The organism is Rhodanobacter umsongensis (assembly GCF_042654965.1).
Taxonomy (GTDB): domain Bacteria; phylum Pseudomonadota; class Gammaproteobacteria; order Xanthomonadales; family Rhodanobacteraceae; genus Rhodanobacter; species Rhodanobacter umsongensis.
Window position 1 is genome coordinate 254,528 of sequence record NZ_JBHSMK010000003.1, and the last position, 18,951, is coordinate 273,478.

The window sequence follows — 18,951 nt, forward strand, 5'->3', positions numbered from 1 at the left end:
CCGATCGGCAGCGGGCTGCTATGGGGTGGACGGCAGCCGGAAGAACGCTTCGGCGGTTGCCGTGCTGTTGGCCGCGGTGACCTGGGCGGTCTCGCCGCGATCGCGGGCGACCTCCTCGCAGATATGTTTCAGGTACATCGGCTCGTTGCGCCGGTGCGCCGGTGCGGGGCGCACCGTGCGCGGCAGCAGGTACGGCGCATCGGTCTCGATCATCAACCGGTTCGCCGGGATCTCGCGCACCAGCTCGCGCAGATGCATGCCGCGTCGCTCGTCGCATATCCAGCCGGTGATGCCGATGTGGCAGTCCAGCGCCAGGTAGTCGCGCAGCGCCTCGGCGGTGTCGGTGAAGCAATGCACCACGGCGGCCGGCACGCGGTCGCGATAGCGCCGCAGCAGCGCAATGAAATCCGCATGCGCATCGCGCTGGTGCAGGAACAGCGGTTTCTGCAGATCCACCGCTATCTGCAGCTGGCGCTCGAACGCCTGCAACTGCGCCTGGTGCGGAGAATAGTTCCGGTTGTAGTCCAGCCCGGTCTCGCCGACGGCAAGCACCAGCGGATCGCGGGCGAGCTCGCGCAGCTGCGCATCGGTGGCATCGTCGTAGTCGATCGCATGATGCGGATGCACGCCGGCGGTCGCGAACAGGATATCGGGGTGGCTCCTGGCCAGGGTGAGCGCCTCGATGCTGCCTGCGAGCGAGGCGCCGGTGACAACCATCCGCTGCACGCCATGCGTCGCCGCGCGTTCGATCACCGCGGGGAGATCGTGCCGGAAAGATTCATGGCCGAGGTTGGCGCCGATATCGACGAGCTGCATGCAAAGACCCGCAAAGCGGCCATTGTCGCAGCGCCTCTCGAAAATGCGAATGGCATCCCGGAATTTTTCGCATTGACAGCGGTTCGACGGCCACCGCAGTTTGCGTGGGCCGACAAGCACAGCAACCCTTCAAGGGCGGGCCGGTGCAGGCCGCAGCCTGGTGGTCAAGCGCAACGCCACCGGCGCGGTACTCGCCGTTGAAGGCACGCCGAACGCGACATCGGCATGCCGATGAGCTCGGTGCTGCCACGATTGCCGGCCACGCTGGCGCCAACGACGCTGCAGGCGAGATGGGTCACGCGGGTCGGCCGTGACCCCGCCAAAGGCAAGCTGTTCGTCTACCGGACTTCACAGTGTGACGACTGGCGCGGCATGGGGGGCTGTCACGGCCAGGCGGCGCTTTCGGTCGGCTACTCGCGGCAGCTGCAGTCTCGCGCGAGCCTTACCTCCGGTGCCGCAGTCAGCGGCAATGAAACCACCGGTGGTGTGGGCGTCGGTATCGGCTGGTAAGCCTGTCGCCAAGCGGTGAAGGCCCGGCCGGCACCCTCCGGTGCCGGCCTCTTCGAAGCAGCCGGGCGTGGGGGCCCGCGCTCGCATGTTGCCGGTCGGATGTGATACCTATGGTGTTTTCCGTTTCGCTGCAGGGGGTGGCGTCGACGGGTTTTTGCGGTAACCAAGCGAGGTGGTGGAGATGTCGGCAGCGATCCAGCCGGCGATCGGCGCAACAGGCATGGTGGCGGACCACCGCGAGGCGGACGTCTGCGCATGGCTGGTCGCGCGCGGTCGTTTGAAAGACAGTGATCTGGGCCGCGCCCGTCGTTTGCACGAGGAATCGGCCGAGGGCACGCTGACCACCCTGATGGCGCGGCTCGGACTGGTGTCCGAGCGTGATCTGGCCGAAGCGTGGGCGGAACTGCTGCAAGTGCCATTGCTGGCCGCGCGCGACGCGCCCGAATTGCCGCCGGCGGATCTCGACCTGTCGCTGCGCTTTCTCAAGCAGCAGCACGTGGTGCCGGTGCAGGACGACGTACACGGCCTTGCCCTGATCGTGGCCGATCCGGCCGATCCGTATCCCTTGCAGGCGGTCGAACTTGCCGCCGGACGTCCGGTGGCCTTGCGCGTGGGCCTGCGCTCGGAAATCGACGGCCTGATCGAACGCTACTACGGCACCGGGCGCTCGGCGATGGGCACTATCGTGGAGAACCTCGATGGCAATGCCGCCGAGGAAGACGACGTCGAGCACCTGCGCGACCTGGCGTCCGAAGCGCCCGTCATCCGGCTGGTCAATCTGATCCTGCAACGCGCGGTCGAGCAGCGCGCCTCCGACGTGCACATCGAGCCGTTCGAGAACCGGCTGAAGGTGCGCTACCGCATCGACGGCGTATTGCACGAGGTCGAGGCGCCGCCGTCGTCGTCCACCGCCGCGGTGATTTCGCGCGTGAAGATCATGGCGCGGCTGAACATCGCCGAACGCCGGCTGCCGCAGGACGGCCGCATCCAGCTGCGCGTGCAGGGCAAGGAGCTCGACCTGCGCGTGTCGACCGTGCCGACCAGCTTCGGCGAGTCGGTGGTGATGCGCATCCTCGACCGCGAGTCGGTGGTGTTCGACTTCGCCTCGCTCGGCTTCACCGACAGCTTCCAGCAGCGCTTCGTCGACGTGCTGGAAAAGCCGCACGGCATCCTGCTGGTGACCGGCCCCACCGGTTCGGGCAAGACCACCACGCTGTACACCGCGCTGTCGCGGATCAACACCAACGACGTGAAGATCATCACCGTCGAGGACCCGGTCGAATACCAGCTCGAAGGCATCAACCAGATCCAGGTGAAGCCGCAGATCGGGCTGGATTTCTCCGGCGCGCTGCGCTCGATCATGCGCCAGGACCCGGACGTGATCATGATCGGCGAGATGCGCGACCTGGAAACCTGCCGCATCGCGATCCAGTCCGCACTCACCGGCCACCTGGTGCTGTCCACGCTGCATACGAACAGCGCCGCCGGCGGCATCACGCGCCTGCTCGACATGGGCGTGGAGGACTATCTGCTCGGCTCCACCATCAACGGCATCCTGGCGCAGCGGCTGGTGCGCCGGCTCGATCCGGAAACGGCGATCCCGTACGAGGCGCTGCCGGAAGTTGTCGAACAGTTCGAGCTGCACAAATACACCGACGAACGCCCGATCCGCCTGTGGAAGCCGGGCAGCAGCGCGGCGAACCCGACGGGCTACCGTGGCCGTCGCGCGATCATGGAGTTCCTCACCATGAGCGATCCGTTGCGCCGGCTGGTGATGCAGCGCGCCAACGAAGGCGAGATCGAGCGGCAGGCGCGCTCCGAAGGCATGCGCACGATGTACGAGGACGGCATCGCCAAGGCCGTGGCCGGCGTGACCACGCTGGAGGAGGTGCTGCGTGTCACGCAGGAAAGTTGAGAGGCCAGCTGCCCCTCACATCGAGCGTGAGGGCATGTATTCCCTTCTCCGCGCTCTTTCTTCCGCTGGGCAGGGCGGGGGTCAACGCGTTACCGGCGCCTTGCGGTGGGCGCGATTCGCGGCGGCCGCATGACCCAGTTCCGTTACAAGGCGATCAGCGATGCCGGCGAGACGCTGCAGGGCCAGATGGAGGCTGCCAGCATCGAGGAAGTGATCGGCCGCCTGCAGGATCAGGGCCACACGCCGCTGGAAGCCCTGCCGGCGGACGGTACCGGCGGCGGCAGCGGGCTGGCCGCGCTGTTCAAGCGCGGGCCGTTCAGCGGTGACCAGCTGGCCCAGTTCACCCATCAACTGGCGACCCTGCTCGGCGCCGGCCAGCCGCTGGATCGCGCGCTCGGCATTCTGCTGGACCTGCCCGAGAGCGAGAGCGCGAAAAAGCTGATCGAACGCGTGCGCGACCGCGTGCGCGGCGGCAATACATTGTCCTCCGCGCTGGACGAAGAGCACGGCGTGTTTCCCAAGCTGTACGTCAGCCTGGTGCGTGCCGGCGAGGCGGGTGGATCGCTGGAGGAAACGCTGCGCCGGCTCGCCGATTATCTGGAGCGCGCGCAGGCGATGCGCGGCAGCATCGTCAATGCGTTGATCTATCCGGCGTTCCTGCTGGTCGGCGTGCTCGGCTCGCTGGTGCTGCTGCTGGCCTACGTGGTGCCGCAGTTCGTGCCGATCTTCGAGGACATGCAAGTGCCGATTCCGTGGATCACCCGGGCGGTGCTGGTGCTCGGCAATGCGTTGCAGGCGTGGTGGTGGCTGATCCTGCTGCTGCTCGGCGGCGGCGTGTTCGGCTGGCGCGCACATCTGCGCGAACCTGCCGCCCGGCTGGCCTGGCATGCACGGTTGCTGCAGCTGCGCCTGGTCGGCCCGCTGCTGCTGAAAGTGGAAACCGCGCGGATCGCGCGCACGCTGGGCACCTTGCTGAAAAACGGCGTGCCTCTGCTGAGTGCGCTGACCATCGCCCGCCAGGTCACCAGCAATCTGGCGCTGGATACCGCGCTGAGCGCGGCACACGAACAGGTCAAGGGCGGCGCCGGGCTCAGCCTGGCGCTCGGCCAGTCGAAGCTGTTCCCGCGGCTGGCCATGCAGATGGTGCAGGTCGGCGAGGAGGCCGGCCAGCTCGACACCATGCTGCTGAAAGTGGCCGATACTTTTGAACTTGAGTCCAAACGGGCGATCGACCGTTTGCTCGCCGCGCTGGTGCCCGCGCTGACGATCGTGATGACGGTGATGGTGGCGATCATCATGGCTGCGATCCTGCTGCCGCTGCTCAGCCTCACCAGCAACATCCAGTAACCCATCCATTTCCGCCTATTCGAGGTAATCCCCATGCAGCACAGGCAACCACGACGCATCGGCACGAACGCCGGTTTCACCCTGCTCGAAATGCTCGCGGTGATCGTGCTGATCGGCATCATCGGTGCGGTGGTGGTGACCCAGGTCGGCAAGAACATCGACAAGGGCAAGTACGGCGCCGGCAAGGCCCAGCTGGTGACGCTGAGCCAGAAGATCGAGAACTACTCGCTCGACAACGGCTCGCCGCCGCAGCAACTGGAAAGCCTCGCGGTCAAGCCCGCCAACGCGCCGAACTGGCAGGGCCCGTATGCCAAGCAGTCAGATCTGAAGGACCCGTGGGGCCATGCGTTCGGCTATCAGTACCCGGGCAAGAACGGCAACTTCGACCTGATCTTCTATGGCCAGGATGGCAAGCCCGGTGGCGACGGCTACAGCAAGGACGTGGGCAACTGGCAATGAAGCAGGGGCGCGGGATTCGGGATGCGGGATCCGGCAAGGCGCGCAAGCGCCCGCCGCCCGCCTTGGCGAATCCCGTATCCCGGCTTTTCATTCCCTGGCGCGCGCCGCGCGCCAACGGCTTCACCCTGCTTGAAATGCTGGCGGTGATCCTGTTGATCGGCATTGCCGCAGCGGCGGTGTCCATCTCGGTGACGCAAGGCCTGGCCAGTGCACGGGTGCGCGCGGCCAGCAGTGAACTGGCCGGCGCGTTGCGGGCCACCCGGGCGCAGGCCATCGTGCGTGCCCAGGAACAGCATTTCGACGTGGACACCCGCGCCAACAGCTACGACGACGCCAAGCGCCAGGACGTGCGCCTGCCGAAGGGATTGCGCGTGAGCATCACCAGCGCGAAGGAAGACCAGCCGAACGACCACACCGGGCGCATCCGTTTCTTCCCCGATGGCAGCTCCACCGGCGGGCGCATCACCTTGCGCAGCGGCAAGCGCGAGTGGCATGTCAACGTGTCGTGGCTGACCGGCGAGGTGCGCGTGGTCGATACGGTGGCGCAGCGATGAAAGTGCGGCAGCAAGGCGGCTTCAGCCTGCTCGAGGTGATCGCCGCGATCATGCTGCTGTCGATCGCGTTCGCCGCGTTGATGAAGGTGACCGGTGCGTCGATCAGCCTGAGCCAGAACGCGGCCGAGCACAGTCGGGCGGCGATGTACGCGCGCAGCCTGCTCGACAGCGCGTTCGTCGGCGAGCCGGTCACCCCGGGCAGCAGCTCCGGCCGGTTCGACCCGCACTATCGCTGGCAGCTCGACGTGACGCCGTGGAACGGTGCCGGCGCCGCCGCACCGGGCGCGGCGTTGCGCCTCTACCAGCTCGATCTGAACGTGCTGTGGGGGCCGCCGGCGCATCCGCGTTCAGCCCATTTCCGCACCTTGCGGCTGGCCGGTCCGCCAGCGGCCAGCGGCACGCAGGCTTCGCCATGAAACGCGCCGCCGGCTTCACCCTGCTGGAGGTGCTCGCCTCGCTGGTACTGCTGGCGCTGCTGCTGGTGGGGGTGTACTCCGGCATCCGGACCGCAACCCACAGCGTTCGGTCGGGCAGCCTGGCGATCGAGCGGATCGACCAGATCCGTTCCGCCCAGCAATTCCTGCGGCGCGAACTGACCCAGAGCCTGACCCAGCCGATCAGCCAGACCGACCACGGCGAGCCGATCTATTTCATCGGCGATGCACACGAAATGCGCTATGTGGCACCGCTGCCCGGCTATCTCGGCAAGCGCGGGCCGCAATTGCAGCGGCTGCAGCTGGTTGACGACGGACACGATGGTTTTCGGCTGGAAGTGAGCCTCGCCTCGCTGCCGCCGGACGGCAAGCCGCCACAACCGCTGGGAGAACCGCAGGTGCTGCTCGATCACATCACATCCGGCAGCTTCAGCTATCGCGGCATCGACGGCAAAGGCGATGCCGTGCCGTGGTCCGCGACTTGGGCCGACGGCCGGCTGCTGCCGCAACTGGTTCGTATCAGCCTGCAGACGCAAGACCGGGCCGGCTGGCCGGAAATGGATGTGCCGCTGCGGGTCAATCCGGCGCAGAGCCTGCTGCAGCGCTCGCTCATCCGCGGTGGGACGACGCCGTGACGCGCCGTGCCGCACACGGCGGCGCGAATCAGCGCGGGGTCGCCCTGCTGCTGGTACTGTGGGCTTGCACGCTGCTGGCGATCCTGCTGGGCGGCTACGCCACGCTGGCGCGCACCGAGGGGCTGCAGGCCCATTACCAGTTCGCCCAGGCTCAGGCGCATTACGCGGCCGAGGCCGGCCTGATGCGCGCGGTGTACGGCCTGCAGAACCCGCAGGCCAGGCAGCGCTGGGTAGGCGATGGACGGCCATATACGTTTCATTACGACCAGGCCACTGTCACGCTGACGGCGGTCGACGAGAGCGGCAAGGTCGATCTCAACGCCGCCTCGCCGGACGTGCTGCTGGGGCTGTTCCAGGCCGCCGGGGTGGCGCCGGCACAGGCGCAGAAGCTGACCGATCGCGTGCTGGAGTGGCGCAATCCGGTGGGTCTGGAAGGCGACGCCGACAGCCAGCTTGCTGCGTACACGGCGGCCGGACTCGACTACGGCCCGCGCCACAATCCGTTCGCCAGCGTGGAGGAATTGCAGATGGTGCTGGGCATGACGCCGGCGATTTACCGCACGGTGGCGCCGGTGCTGACGATCTGGTCGGGCATCCTGAGCCCGGATCCGAATATCGCCCCGCCGCTGGCGCTGGCGGCGATACCCGGCATGACGCCGCAGCAGCAACAGGTGATCCAGGCCACACGGCTGAAGAACGCGAACGATCCGAGTCTGGTCGTCAACAACGGAACGACGCATAGTGTCCGATCGGAGGCCAGGCTGGCCGACGGCACGCGCGCGGTGTTGCGCGTCACCGTTCGCATGCAGGCGGGGCAGGCCGGCGCACAGCCCTACACGGTGCTGCGCTGGCAGGAGGGGGACGAAGAATGAGTACGACGATGCAGTCACTGCGGCCGTTGGCCGAGCGCATGCGTCGTGGCTGGCGTGTTTCACCATTGCCCGGCTTCCTGCGCTGGTGGGGCGGCGAGTTGCGCCAGCTCCTGCCGATGCGCTGGCGTGGCTGGTTCAGCAGCGGCGCGGACTGGCATCTGCTGCAGCATGGCGCTGCGCAATGGACGCTGCGGCGCGCCGGGCAGCGCGAGCCGCTGGCGAGCTGGAGCGATCTGGGCGACCCCGTGGCTGGCGATACCCATGCACCGCCCGTGGCCCTGGCCGCCGCATTGCGCAGCGTCGACCCGGAAGATCGGCGGCTGGCGCTGCTGCTGCCCTCGTCGGTGGTGCTGCGGCGACCGCTGACCCTGCCGCTGGCCGCACGCGACAACCTGTTGCAGGTCGTCGCATTCGAAATGGACCGGCAGACGCCCTTCAGCGTCGCGCAGGTCTATTACGCCGTGCGCGAGCTGGACACCCCGGCCGGCGCCGGTCGCTTCCATGCCGAGCTGGTCGCCGTCACGCGGGGCACGGTGGACCCGCTGCTGACCCGGCTGCGTGAGCAGGGCGTGTCGATCGACGCGGTGGATCTGGCGATGGGCGACGATCGACTCGGCGTCAACCTGCTGCCGCCGGAGCAGACCCCGCACCACGTGCGGCCGCGGCGACGCCTGAACCTGGCGCTGGCGGCCGCCTGCATGCTGCTGCTGGCGCTGCTGCTCGGCGTATGGCTGCACAACCGGCAGGCCGCGCTGGAGCAGATGCAGGCCGACGTCGACAGCATGCGTGGCGACGCGCAGCAGGTCGCGGCGCTGCGTCAGCAGCTGCAGGACAACGCCGGTGCCGCCGGCTTCCTGGCCCAGCGCAAGAAGAACGCCATCAGCATGCTCAGCCTGCTGCAGGAGGTCACCGCGCGGCTGCCCGATACGACCTGGCTGGAACGATTGAGCGTGGACAATACCGGCCAGATCGGCTTCCAGGGGCAGAGCCAGCAGGCGGCCAAGCTGCTCGACACATTGAAGGACTCGCGCCTGATCACCGACGCCAGCTTCCAGGGCAGCATCCAGCCCGATCCCAGTACCGGCAAGGAACGCTTCTACCTGACCGCTCGGGTGAACCAGCCGGCTGCCGGCAAGCCGAAGTCGCCGGCGGCGGAGCCCCCCGCGGAACCCGCCGATGACGGGAGCGTGCCATGAAGATGACCGCGCTGAGCCCCCGCGACAGCCGCCTCGCGGCGATCGGCCTGCTGCTGCTGGCCCTGCTGCTGGCCTATTTCGTGCTGCTGCACTGGTGGTTCGTGGCGCCGCTGCTGCGCATCCACGGCGAGATGGCCGACCTGCGCGACACGCACAGCCGCTACGCCGCCGTGATCGCCGAAAAGCCCGCGCTGCAAAAACGCATCGCCGCGCTCGGCGCCGGGCAGGCGGCCAGCAGCGCGTTCCTCGCTGCGGACGACCCGAACACCGCCGCGGCCGATCTCATGCAGCGAGTGGTCGACGTGGTCGGCAGCAACAGTGGCCGGGGCCGCTGCGTGGTAAGCCAGAAAATGCCATTGCCGAACCCGCCGGCCAGCGCCGGCGAGCCCTATCGCAAGGCGGCCGTCAGCATCAGCCTCAGCTGCGACATCGAGCCCCTGGCGGCGGTGCTGCAATCGCTGGAGCAGGGCACGCCGTACCTGTTCATCGACGACCTCAGCATCTATCGCAACCCGGTCGCGGCGCAGCAGGATCACGCCGCGCCGCTGGAAGTGCAGTTCACCCTGTCCGGCTATGTGCGGCCCGCCCGCGGCGCACCAACGCCAGCGGGCGCGCCGGCCGAAAGCGCGGGAGACACGCCATGAACGCGGCCGACCAGCGACAACTGACGCCCTGGCTGGCGGCGGTCGCCGTGCTGCTGGGCGCGGTGTCGTTGCTGCTGCTCAGCGGCGTCGGCCGCAACCCCAGGTGGGATCCGCCGCGGACGCTGGCGCCGCTGCCCCCCGCCGGCAATCCGGCCAATCTTCCGCAGCCGGTACCGCTGCAGCAGTTCGCCCTGGTCTGGCAGAAACCGCTGTTCAGCCCTGACCGGAAACCGGTGGCGCACGCCGCCGACGGCGGCAGCAGCCTGGGTGATCTCGACCTTACCGGCATCATCCTCACCTCCACCGTGCGCATGGCGTTGCTGCACGACAAGAACGGCGACAAGCAGGTGCGTCTGCACGAAGGCGAGGCGCTGCCCGATGGCAGCGTGACCCTGGTGGAGGTGCGCCCGCGTTCGGCATTGTTCGACTCGTCTGCCGGGCGCACCGAACTGAAGCTGCCGGCCGGCGCCCCGATCGATAGCCCGTCGGCCACGGGCAGCAGCGCGGAGCCGCCGCACGCCGACGACGTCGGATCGATGCGCTCCTCGGACCCCACCGATGCGCCGGGAGTGATCCGTGCGGGCAGTGGCGAGATCATCCAGGCGCCTCCTTCGCCTCCGCCGCAACAGCGGCCCGCGCCCCTCAATGCGCCAGAATCGGCAGCCGACCGGCTGCGCAAGAGCATCCAGAAACGTCGGGCCGACCGCGCCGCCGCGGCCCGCACAGGAGTACGTTGATCATGTTCCGCACGTTCACCCAGCACGCTCTGCGCAGCGCCGCCCTCGCCCTTGCCGTGAGCATGGCCGGTTGCGCCAGCCTGCCGCAGCCCCACGACGACGGCGCCCTGCAGCGCGAAGCGATGGCCGGCACCCGCAACCCGGTGCCGGCACCGCTGCCGCTGAACAACGACATCAACGGCACCAGCGAAACCGCGGCCACGGCAGAGGTCAGCCGCGGCAGCGGGCAGTTCATCCGGCCCGGCGCACTGCGCACGCCACGACCGGCCGCCACGGGCGACGGCGCGGTGACGTTCAATTTCGAGAACCAGCCGGTGCAGGCGGTAGTCAAGGCGATCCTGGGCGACCTGCTGAAGAAGAACTACACGATCGTGCCGGGCGTGCAGGGCAACATCTCGTTCTCCACCGCCGCACCGGTCGATTCGAGCCAGGCGCTGCCGATCCTGGAAACCCTGCTGTCGTGGACGCACAACGCGCTGGTCCAGCGCAACGGCAGCTATGTGGTGATGCCGGAGAAGGACGCAGTCGCCGGCAATCTGGTGCCCAGCCTGGGTGCCGCCTCGCCCAAGGGCGGCCTGCAGGCACGGCTGTTTCCGCTGCGCTATATCTCGGCCACCGAGATGCAGAAACTGATCAAGCCGTTCGCGCGGCCGGATTCGACCCTGCTGGTGGACCCGGCCCGCAACCTGCTGGTGATGTCGGGCACGCCGGACGAGCTGGCCAACTACCAGAGCATGGTGCGCACCTTCGACGTCGACTGGCTGCGCGGCATGTCGGTGGGCGTGTTCAACCTGCAGTACGCGAGTGTCGGCGAGCTGATGCCGAAACTCGACGGCATGTTCGGCGTGCACGGCGACACCCCGCTGGCCGGCATGCTGCGCTTCATTCCGATCGAGCGCACCAACGCGCTGGTGGTGATCAGCACCCAGCCGGAATATCTGCAGGAGGTCGGCGACTGGATCGCCCGCATCGATCGCGGCGGCGGCAACGAGCCGCAGCTGTTCGTCTACGACGTGCGCAACATCAAGGCATCGGACCTGGCCAAGTACCTGGCGCAAATCTATGCCAGCGGCGCCGGCAGCGCCGCCGACACCGGTGGCCAGGTTGGACCGGGCCTGCGCGGCGGCACGCTCGGCAGCGCGGACAATGCCAATGCTGCCGGCAACATGGGCAGTACCGCCGGCAGCTTCGGCAGCTCGGGCGATTTCGGCGGTGCCAGCGGCAATCCCGGGCTCAACGGCGGCACGGAAGGCCGTGACAACAGCGGCGGCAATGGCAGCGGCACCACCGGCGGCCTGGGCGGCATGTCGACGGGCCTGGGCGGCGTCAGCAACACCGGAGGCAACAACGCCAACGCGGCGAACGAGCAGCAGTACAGCTCCAGCGATGGCAGTGTGCGGATCAGTTCGGTCGACGGCAGCAACCAGCTGCTGGTGCGGGCGCGCCCCTCGCAGTGGGATGAAATCAAGGAGGCGGTCCGCAAACTCGACAACGTACCGCTGCAGGTGCAGATCGAAACACGCATTCTGGAGGTCAGCCTCACCGGCGAGTTCCAGTTCGGCGTGCAGTGGTACCTCGAAGGGCTGACCGGCAGCACCACCACCACCGACAGCAGCGGCAACAGCGTGCTCGTGCCGGGCCAGCCGTACCGCCATCGGCAGGTCGGCCTGGGCCAGGGCGGCAACGCGTTCGGCGGCGAGCCGTTCTTCTATTCCTTCCTCAACAGCAACCTGCAGGTCGCCGTGCGCGCGATGGAGACCAGCGGCAACACCAAGACACTGTCGTCGCCTTCGATGGTGGTCATGAACAACCAGCTGGCGCACATCCAGGTGGGCGACCGCATCCCGGTGAACCAGACCAGCGTCAACACCGGCATCGGCAATACCACCAGTTTCAGCCAGGTCGAGTACATCGACACCGGCGTGATCCTCAACGTGCAGCCGCGGATCAACCCCGGTGGCCTGGTCTACATGAACATCAGCCAGCAGGTCAGCCAGCCGAACAATTCGGTGGCGCTGGTCAACGGCAACCGGACCATCTCCAAGCGCGAGCTGGCTACGCAGGTGGCGGTGCAGAGCGGTCAGACGGTGCTGCTGGGCGGCCTGATCCAGCAGGCCGAGGGCAATACGGACACCGGCATCCCCGGACTCAACCGGGTGCCGATCCTGGGCCGGCTGTTCGGCAACACCAACCACAACCGCAACCGCACCGAGCTGATCGTGCTGATCACGCCGCGGGTGATCCGCGGCGGCGAGGATGCCCGCCAGATCACCGACGACTACCAGAGCAAGTTCGAGTCGCTGCAGCCCCTGCACACGGCGGCCGGCGCCCGCACTGCACCGACTGCCGCACTGTCGCCGGCCGCGGCACCCGCGCCAGGCTGGCCCGAGCAACTGCAGCAGCATGCGGAGACGGCGCTGCAGAAGTCCGATTACGCCACCGCGCAGGACCTGGCGATGCAGTCGTGGAAGCAGGGATCGCGTCACGGCAACCTGTGCGAACGCAACTGGCAGGTCATCATGGACGCGCGCCAGCACAGCAGTGCGCTGGGCAGCGTCGACGCCGCCCGCAAGCAGAAGGATGCGTGCCTGCGTTCCACCCCTTCGCCATGATCGGCCGGGCGCAGGCGCTTCATCGAGCGGGTCGGCGAAGGCCCGCCGCGGGGCCGCCGCATGCGGCAGCCGTTATCATCGGCGTGGATGACCGCATCCACGCCGAATTTTCCGATCACGCCTGTGTTGCCGCAGATCCGCGCCTCGCTCGCCGCGCATCCGCGGCTGGTGCTGGAAGCGCCGCCGGGTGCCGGCAAGACCACCCAGGTGCCGCTGGCCCTGCTCGATGCCGGCTGGCTGGCGGGGCAGAAGATCATGATGCTGGAGCCGCGCCGGATCGCCGCGCGCGCTGCCGCGCAGTTCATGGCGCAACAGCTCGGCGAGGCCGTGGGCGACACGGTCGGCTACCGGATCCGCTTTGAATCGAAGGTCGGTGCGTCGACCCGCATCGAAGTGGTCACCGAAGGCATCCTGACCCGGCTGATCCAGCACGACCCGGAACTGGCCGGCATCGGCGCGATCGTGTTCGACGAATTCCACGAGCGCCACCTCGCCGGCGATCTCGGCGCCGTCCTCGCGCTGGACGTGCAGGGCACCTTGCGGCCGGACCTGCGCCTGCTGGCGATGTCGGCCACGCTGGATGGCGCGCGCATCGCGCAATGGCTCGACGCGCCCCGCATCTCCAGTCCCGGCCGCAGCTTTCCGGTGCGTATCGAGCATCCGCCGGCGCGCGCGCAGGAAAGCGTCGAGCATCACGTGGCGCGCATCACCCGGCAGGCGCTGGAAGAGAACGAGGGCGACGTGCTGGCGTTCCTGCCCGGCCGCCGCGAGATCGCGCGCACGCAGATGGTGCTGGCGCAGACGCTCCCCTCGTCTTTGGGGAGCGGGCAGGGCGTCGAGGTGCTCGCCCTGCACGGCGAGCTGTCGCTGGCCGAGCAGCAGGCCGCGCTGGCGCCGCCGGACGCGGCACACACGAGGCGCGTGGTGCTGGCGACCAACGTGGCCGAATCCAGCATCACCTTGCCGGGCATCCGCGCGGTGATCGACGCGGGCCTCGCACGCGAGCCGCGCTTCGATCCGAACTCCGGCTTCACCCGGCTGGAGACGGTCGCCATCTCGCAGGCATCGGCCGACCAGCGCGCCGGTCGCGCCGGCCGTGTGGCGCCGGGCACGGCGTATCGCCTGTGGCCGCAGAGCAGGCGGCTGGAGCCGGCGCGCAAGGCCGAGATCGCCCAGGCCGAGTTGTCCGCGCTGGCGCTGGAACTGGCCGCCTGGGGAGTGACCGCCGGCAGCACCGCAGCGATGCGCTGGCTCGATCCGCCGCCGGCTGGCGCCTTGGCGCAGGCGCGCGAGTTGCTGGTGCGGCTGGCCGCGCTGGACGCCGATGGCCGCATCACCGCGCTGGGGCGCCGCATGCTGGAACTGGGCGCCAGCCCGCGGCTGGCGGCGGCGGCGCTGCGCGCACCTATCGCGCTGCGCGCGCTGATCGCCGATCTGCTGGCGTTGATGGAGGCGCGTTCACCGCTGCGTGGCGCACACGCCCGCAACGACGATTTCCGGATCCGGCTGGCCGCGCTGCACGCCTGGCGCGACCGCCGCGGCGCGGTTGCGCGGGGCGACGTGGATACCGGCTCACTGGCGGCCATCGAACAGGCCAGCAAGGGTTGGCGCAGACGTCTGGACGTCCATACCGCCGCCAGCGGCGTACCCGACAGCCACTGCGTGGGCGAGCTTCTGCTGCATGCGTTTCCCGACCGCGTGGCCCGTCGTGATGACAACAATCCGCAGCGATACACCCTGGCCAATGGCCGCGGTGCACGCCTGCATGACGATACCGCACTGCACGGCGAACCCTGGCTGGTCGCGCTGGACCTGCGCCACGAGCATCGCGACAGCCTGATCCTGGCCGCGGCACCGCTCGACCCGCGCGCGCTGGAGCGCGATTACCCCACGCAGTTCACGCGCGAACGAACGCTGCGCTGGAACGATGAACGCGCCGCCGCCGAGGCGTTCGAGGAGCGGCGGTTCGGCGCGATCGTGCTCGACCGCCGCAGCGTGCCGGTGCAACCGCAGGACGCCTTGCCCGCCTTGCTGGGCGCCGTACGCGCCAGAGGCATCGATGCCCTGCCCTGGAGCGAGCCGGCAAGGCGGTTGCGCGCACGCATGCTGGCGTTGCGCGCCTGGATGCCGGAGCTGGCCCTGGCGGACGTATCCGACGCGGCGCTGCTGGCCAGCCTGGACGACTGGCTGGCGCCGTATCTGCAGGGCAAGCACCGGCTCGATGCGCTGGCGCCGGAGGAACTGTCGCAAGCGCTGGCGGCACGGCTGGATCACGAGCAGCGCCGCCTGCTGGACGCGCAGGCGCCGGAAAGCCTCGCCGTGCCGAGCGGCCAGTCCCGCCGGCTCGAGTATCCCGAGGGTGAGCCGCCGGTGCTGGCGGTCAAGCTGCAGGAACTGTTCGGCCTGGCTGATACGCCACGGGTCGGCGGCGGCCGCATCCCGGTCACCCTGCACCTGCTTTCGCCCGCGGGCCGGCCGATCCAGGTGACCCAGGACCTGAGAGGGTTCTGGGAGCGCACCTATCCGGAAGTGAAAAAGGAGCTGAAGGGACGCTACCCGCGCCATCCCTGGCCGGACGACCCCTGGACCGCCACGCCCACGCATCGGGCCAAGCCGCGTCCGCGCTAACCGGTGCCGGCCCGCCGGCCTGATGGAAAACACCAAGCGACGCACGCCATCTGCGCCGGCGGTTTGTGTACGCTTGGCTACCATGCGATCGCGCGGTGAATTCCTTGCCCGAAAAACAGGATGCTCATCATTCCCGCGCGGCAGCAGAGCGCGACGGCGAGGCCGAGGGCGCCTCCTCGACGCGCCATCTTGCGGCATACCTGTGGAGCGGGCTGGCGCTGCTGATCGGGCTGGCCATGACGCTGGCTTTGCATGATCAGCAGGCCAGGCGCCAGCAGGCCGAAACGACCTTCATGCGCAACGAGCTTGCCGGCAAAGGCTGCGCCGCGCTGCAGGCGAAGCTGCTTTCGGCCGAGGCATTGCTGCGTGCCGCGCAGACCCTTTTCCTCGCCTCGGACGAGGTTACCGCGGCGGAGTTCGGCAGCTTCTATCTGAACATGCGACCGCGCGAGCGGTTTCCGGGCCTGCTGGCGCTGGCTTATGCGCAGCGCGAAGGCCGGCCTGACGGCGACCATTACGTCACCCGCTGGGTCGATCCGCTGCCGGGCAACGAAGCGGTGGTCGGGTTGGATGTGAGTGCGCAGCCGCGCAACCTGGCCGGCCTGCTGGCCTCGCGCGACAGTGACCGGGTCGCCTTGTCGGCGCCGTTCCGCCCAGTGCAGCAGGCATTGTCCAGTGCGCCCGACGACGGCATCACGATGCGGTTGCCGATCTTCAGCGCGGGTACCCCGCCTGCGACGGTGGCCGAGCGACGCCAGCGCATGCGCGGTTCGATCGCCCTCTCATTCCGCTTGGGCAGCCTGATCAGCGACGCGCTGCCGACCGAGCTGGAGCGCGAGCTGCATCTGAGGATCACCGACGTAACCGGGTTGCCCGCGCTGACGCTCTTCGATTCGCAGCCGGCCATGGCCATGCCGTCGCACGGCTACCGCTTCGAGCAGCGGCTGGTCCATGGCGGCCGCGTGTGGCAGATCGTGATGGTGCCGCAGGACGCGGGGCTGGCGCCGATCGCGTGGAGCGAGTCGGTGCTGCCCGCTGGCCTGCTGGTGAGCGTGCTGCTGGCGATGCTGGTCTTTTCCGTGGTCAGCACACGCCAGCGGGCGCTTGATCTGGGCTGGCAGATGAGCCGCCGCTACCGTGAAAGCGAAAAGCGGTTCCGTGCCTTGAACGACCTGCTGCCGGTGCTGGTGCTGCTGGCCGACGTGGACAGCGGACGGATCACCTACGCGAACCAGGCCGCGCGCGATCGTCTCGGCGCGCAGATCGGCGAACGCGACATGCCCGACCTGTTCGAGGATCAGGATCTGTGCGGGCGCCTGCGTGGCCCGGACACCCGCGGCTGTGGCCGGCTCGAAGCGCAGTTGCATCTCGGCGCGGGGGCCAGCTTCTGGGCCAGCGTGGCGATCTCGCGAGTCGTGCTGAGCGGCCACGACAAGCTGCTGATGGTGGCGAACGACATCAGCGAGCAGCGTCAGCTCACCGAGTTGCTGAGTCACCAGGCCAGCCACGACGCGTTGACCGAGCTGTACAACCGGCGCGAGTTCGAGCGCCGGCTGCAGGCCGCCCTGGCGCTGACCGACAGCGATACGTCACCCGCGGTTCTGCTGTACCTCGATCTGGATCAGTTCAAACTGATCAATGACACGTCCGGCCATCTGGCCGGCGATCAGTTGCTGGCGCAGCTGGCGATCGTGATGCGCAAACAGCTGGCCGGCGCCGATGTGCTGGCGCGCCTGGGCGGCGACGAGTTCGGTGTGCTGGTGGCCGACGTGGCCGACCGCGCCGCTGCCGGGCAGGTCGCCGAACGCCTGCGCCTGTGTATCGACGGCTATGTCTTCATCTGGGAGCAGTGCAGCTACACCATCAGCGCCAGCATCGGCTGCGTGATGATCGAGCGCCCGGACATCCTGGTGAAAGACCTGCTCACGCAGGCCGATGCCGCCTGCTACATGGCCAAGGAGCTGGGCCGCAATCGCGTGCATTTCTATTCCGAGCGCGACGACGAAACGATGCGGCGCCATGGCGAGATGGAGTGGGCCAACCGGTTGCGCTGGGCGATCGACGAGCATCGCCTGGTACTGATGTATCAGGAGATCTGGCCACTGCCACTGCCGCTGGTGGCTGGTGGCCATGCCGGCATCGAGGTGCTGCTGCGCTTTCGCGACGAGTCCGGCCAGCTGATGGTGCCGGGCGTCTTCATGCCGGCAGCCGAGCGCTATGGCCTGATGCCGGTGGTCGATCGCTGGGTGGTCGAAACCACGTTGGCCAACTTCAACCGGTTGCACCCGACGGGTGCCAACCTGGGCATGGTGGCGATCAACCTCTCCGGGGCGAGTGTCGAGGATGTGGCGCTGGCGGGGCTGATCATTGGCTGGCTGCAGCACTACCAGGTGGACCCGTCGCGCGTCTGTTTCGAGATCACCGAGACGGTGGCGGTGCGCAACCTGTCGCAGGTCGTGCGCTTCATGGAGCAGTTGCGGACGGCTGGTTGCCGCATTGCGCTGGATGATTTCGGCGCCGGCATGTCCTCATTCACCTATTTGAAGAACCTTCCACTGGACATCATCAAGATCGACGGCAGCTTCGTGCGCGACATGCTCACTGACCCGGTCAGCCATCTGATGGTGCGGGCGGTCACCGACATCGGCCATCGGCTCGGCCTGGAGGTGGTCGCCGAATGGGTGACCGATCTGGAGACGGTGCAGGCGCTGATGGAGCTGGGGGTCAATCGGGTGCAGGGCTTCAGCCTGCATCACCCCGAACTGGCCGTGTTCCAGCGCGGTGGCTAGCGCCGTCCTGGAACGCTTTGCCGCCCGGCGAAGCGTGCGCGCGCCGGCTTGACTAGACTGCGCGCATGGACGATGCCGCGCCTCTCAACCGATATCAGCTGGCCGAGCTTGGCAGCCTGCTGGCCGAACCGGCGCGCACCGCCATGCTGCTGGCGCTGGTCGACGGCACGGCGCGGCCGGCCGGCGAGCTGGCGCAGCTGGCCGGCATCACGCCGGCCACCGCCAGCGCCCATCTGCGCCGGCTGGTCGATGGTGGCCTGCTGGCGGCCTGCGCACAGGGCCGCCATCGCTACTATCGACTGGCCGATGACAGGGTCGCGGCGATGCTGGAGTCGCTCTCGCTGGCGCGCGCGGCCGCGCCGCGTGCGTTGCCGACCAAGGCCGATGCGCAACTGCGACGGGCGCGCAGCTGCTATCGGCATCTGGCCGGCGCGCTCGGCGTTGCCTTCTGCACCACCCTGCTGCAGCGCGACTGGCTGCAGACCGGATCGCGCGGCCTTTTCCTGCGACCCGACGGCGCAGCGGCACTGAGCGCCAGCGGGCTGGAGCTGGCTGAGACGCCGCTGTATGGCCGCAGCTGCCTGGACTGGACCGAGCGCCGCATGCATCTGGGGGGTCCGCTCGGGGTGATGCTGACGGCCGCGATGCTGCAGGCCGGTTGGTTGCGCCGACTACCGCGCGGTCGCGCCCTGCAGCCCAGTGCCGGCGGCTTGCGCCAGCTCGGCCTGCTCGGTGTGCCGATCGATTGACCGGCCGGCGCGCAGCGCTGCCGTCGGGCCGCTGCATGCCCTGCCGCGCGGCCA

At 68.7% G+C, this 18,951-nt stretch carries 16 protein-coding genes; 15 read left to right on the plus strand and 1 reads right to left on the minus strand.

The features are described 5' to 3' along the window. Positions 1-18 precede the first annotated feature (18 nt). Positions 19-816: a TatD family hydrolase gene (locus tag ACFPME_RS06405; protein ID WP_377303263.1), complete on the minus strand. Its 798-nt coding sequence runs from the start codon at positions 814-816 to the stop codon at positions 19-21. A 225-nt stretch (positions 817-1,041) separates the two neighbouring features. Between ACFPME_RS06405 and ACFPME_RS06410 the strand changes: the two genes are divergently transcribed. The 15 genes from ACFPME_RS06410 (at position 1,042) to ACFPME_RS06480 (ending at position 18,897) form a co-directional block, all read left to right on the plus strand. Then, complete coding sequence (locus tag ACFPME_RS06410) at positions 1,042-1,326, plus strand: YadA-like family protein (protein WP_377303266.1); 285 nt, start codon at positions 1,042-1,044, stop codon at positions 1,324-1,326. A 181-nt stretch (positions 1,327-1,507) separates the two neighbouring features. Continuing rightward, positions 1,508-3,241 (plus strand): type II secretion system ATPase GspE, encoded by a 1,734-nt coding sequence (gene gspE / locus ACFPME_RS06415; RefSeq protein WP_377303268.1) that lies wholly within the window; start codon positions 1,508-1,510, stop codon positions 3,239-3,241. Between the two features lie 129 nt (positions 3,242-3,370). Continuing rightward, a complete protein-coding gene (gene gspF, locus ACFPME_RS06420; RefSeq protein WP_377303270.1) occupies positions 3,371-4,588 on the plus strand; it encodes a type II secretion system inner membrane protein GspF in 1,218 nt (405 codons plus the stop codon). A 33-nt stretch (positions 4,589-4,621) separates the two neighbouring features. Further along, positions 4,622-5,047: a type II secretion system major pseudopilin GspG gene (gspG, locus tag ACFPME_RS06425; RefSeq protein WP_377303272.1), complete on the plus strand. Its 426-nt coding sequence runs from the start codon at positions 4,622-4,624 to the stop codon at positions 5,045-5,047. Between the two features lie 89 nt (positions 5,048-5,136). Further along, entirely contained in the window at positions 5,137-5,601 is a 465-nt protein-coding gene (locus ACFPME_RS06430; RefSeq protein WP_377303659.1) for a GspH/FimT family pseudopilin, read from the plus strand. Then, positions 5,598-6,017 (plus strand): type IV pilus modification PilV family protein, encoded by a 420-nt coding sequence (locus ACFPME_RS06435; protein ID WP_377303274.1) that lies wholly within the window; start codon positions 5,598-5,600, stop codon positions 6,015-6,017. Before ACFPME_RS06430 ends, ACFPME_RS06435 begins: the two co-directional genes overlap by 4 nt. Further along, a complete protein-coding gene (locus ACFPME_RS06440; RefSeq protein ID WP_377303276.1) occupies positions 6,014-6,670 on the plus strand; it encodes a prepilin-type N-terminal cleavage/methylation domain-containing protein in 657 nt (218 codons plus the stop codon). Before ACFPME_RS06435 ends, ACFPME_RS06440 begins: the two co-directional genes overlap by 4 nt. Further along, positions 6,667-7,542, plus strand: a complete 876-nt coding sequence (locus ACFPME_RS06445; RefSeq protein ID WP_377303278.1) for a type II secretion system minor pseudopilin — start codon at positions 6,667-6,669, stop codon at positions 7,540-7,542. The genes ACFPME_RS06440 and ACFPME_RS06445 overlap by 4 nt, the downstream gene beginning before the upstream one ends. Continuing rightward, positions 7,539-8,738 carry a PilN domain-containing protein gene (locus tag ACFPME_RS06450; RefSeq protein ID WP_377303280.1) on the plus strand — a complete coding sequence of 400 codons (1,200 nt, stop codon included), beginning with the start codon at positions 7,539-7,541 and terminating at the stop codon, positions 8,736-8,738. Before ACFPME_RS06445 ends, ACFPME_RS06450 begins: the two co-directional genes overlap by 4 nt. Further along, on the plus strand, positions 8,735-9,382 hold the full coding sequence (gene gspM / locus ACFPME_RS06455; RefSeq protein ID WP_377303282.1) for a type II secretion system protein GspM: 648 nt from the start codon (positions 8,735-8,737) through the stop codon (positions 9,380-9,382). The genes ACFPME_RS06450 and gspM overlap by 4 nt, the downstream gene beginning before the upstream one ends. Next, positions 9,379-10,119, plus strand: coding sequence for a hypothetical protein (locus ACFPME_RS06460; protein ID WP_377303284.1), 741 nt, complete (start codon positions 9,379-9,381; stop codon positions 10,117-10,119). Before gspM ends, ACFPME_RS06460 begins: the two co-directional genes overlap by 4 nt. Positions 10,120-10,121: 2 nt before the next feature. Continuing rightward, positions 10,122-12,731, plus strand: a complete 2,610-nt coding sequence (gspD, locus tag ACFPME_RS06465; protein WP_377303286.1) for a type II secretion system secretin GspD — start codon at positions 10,122-10,124, stop codon at positions 12,729-12,731. Positions 12,732-12,818: 87 nt separating this feature from the next. Further along, entirely contained in the window at positions 12,819-15,359 is a 2,541-nt protein-coding gene (gene hrpB / locus ACFPME_RS06470; RefSeq protein ID WP_377303288.1) for an ATP-dependent helicase HrpB, read from the plus strand. Between the two features lie 236 nt (positions 15,360-15,595). Further along, complete coding sequence (locus ACFPME_RS06475; protein ID WP_377303661.1) at positions 15,596-18,148, plus strand: bifunctional diguanylate cyclase/phosphodiesterase; 2,553 nt, start codon at positions 15,596-15,598, stop codon at positions 18,146-18,148. 65 nt (positions 18,149-18,213) lie between these two features. Further along, positions 18,214-18,897 carry an ArsR/SmtB family transcription factor gene (locus ACFPME_RS06480; protein WP_377303290.1) on the plus strand — a complete coding sequence of 228 codons (684 nt, stop codon included), beginning with the start codon at positions 18,214-18,216 and terminating at the stop codon, positions 18,895-18,897. Positions 18,898-18,951: the final 54 nt, after the last annotated feature.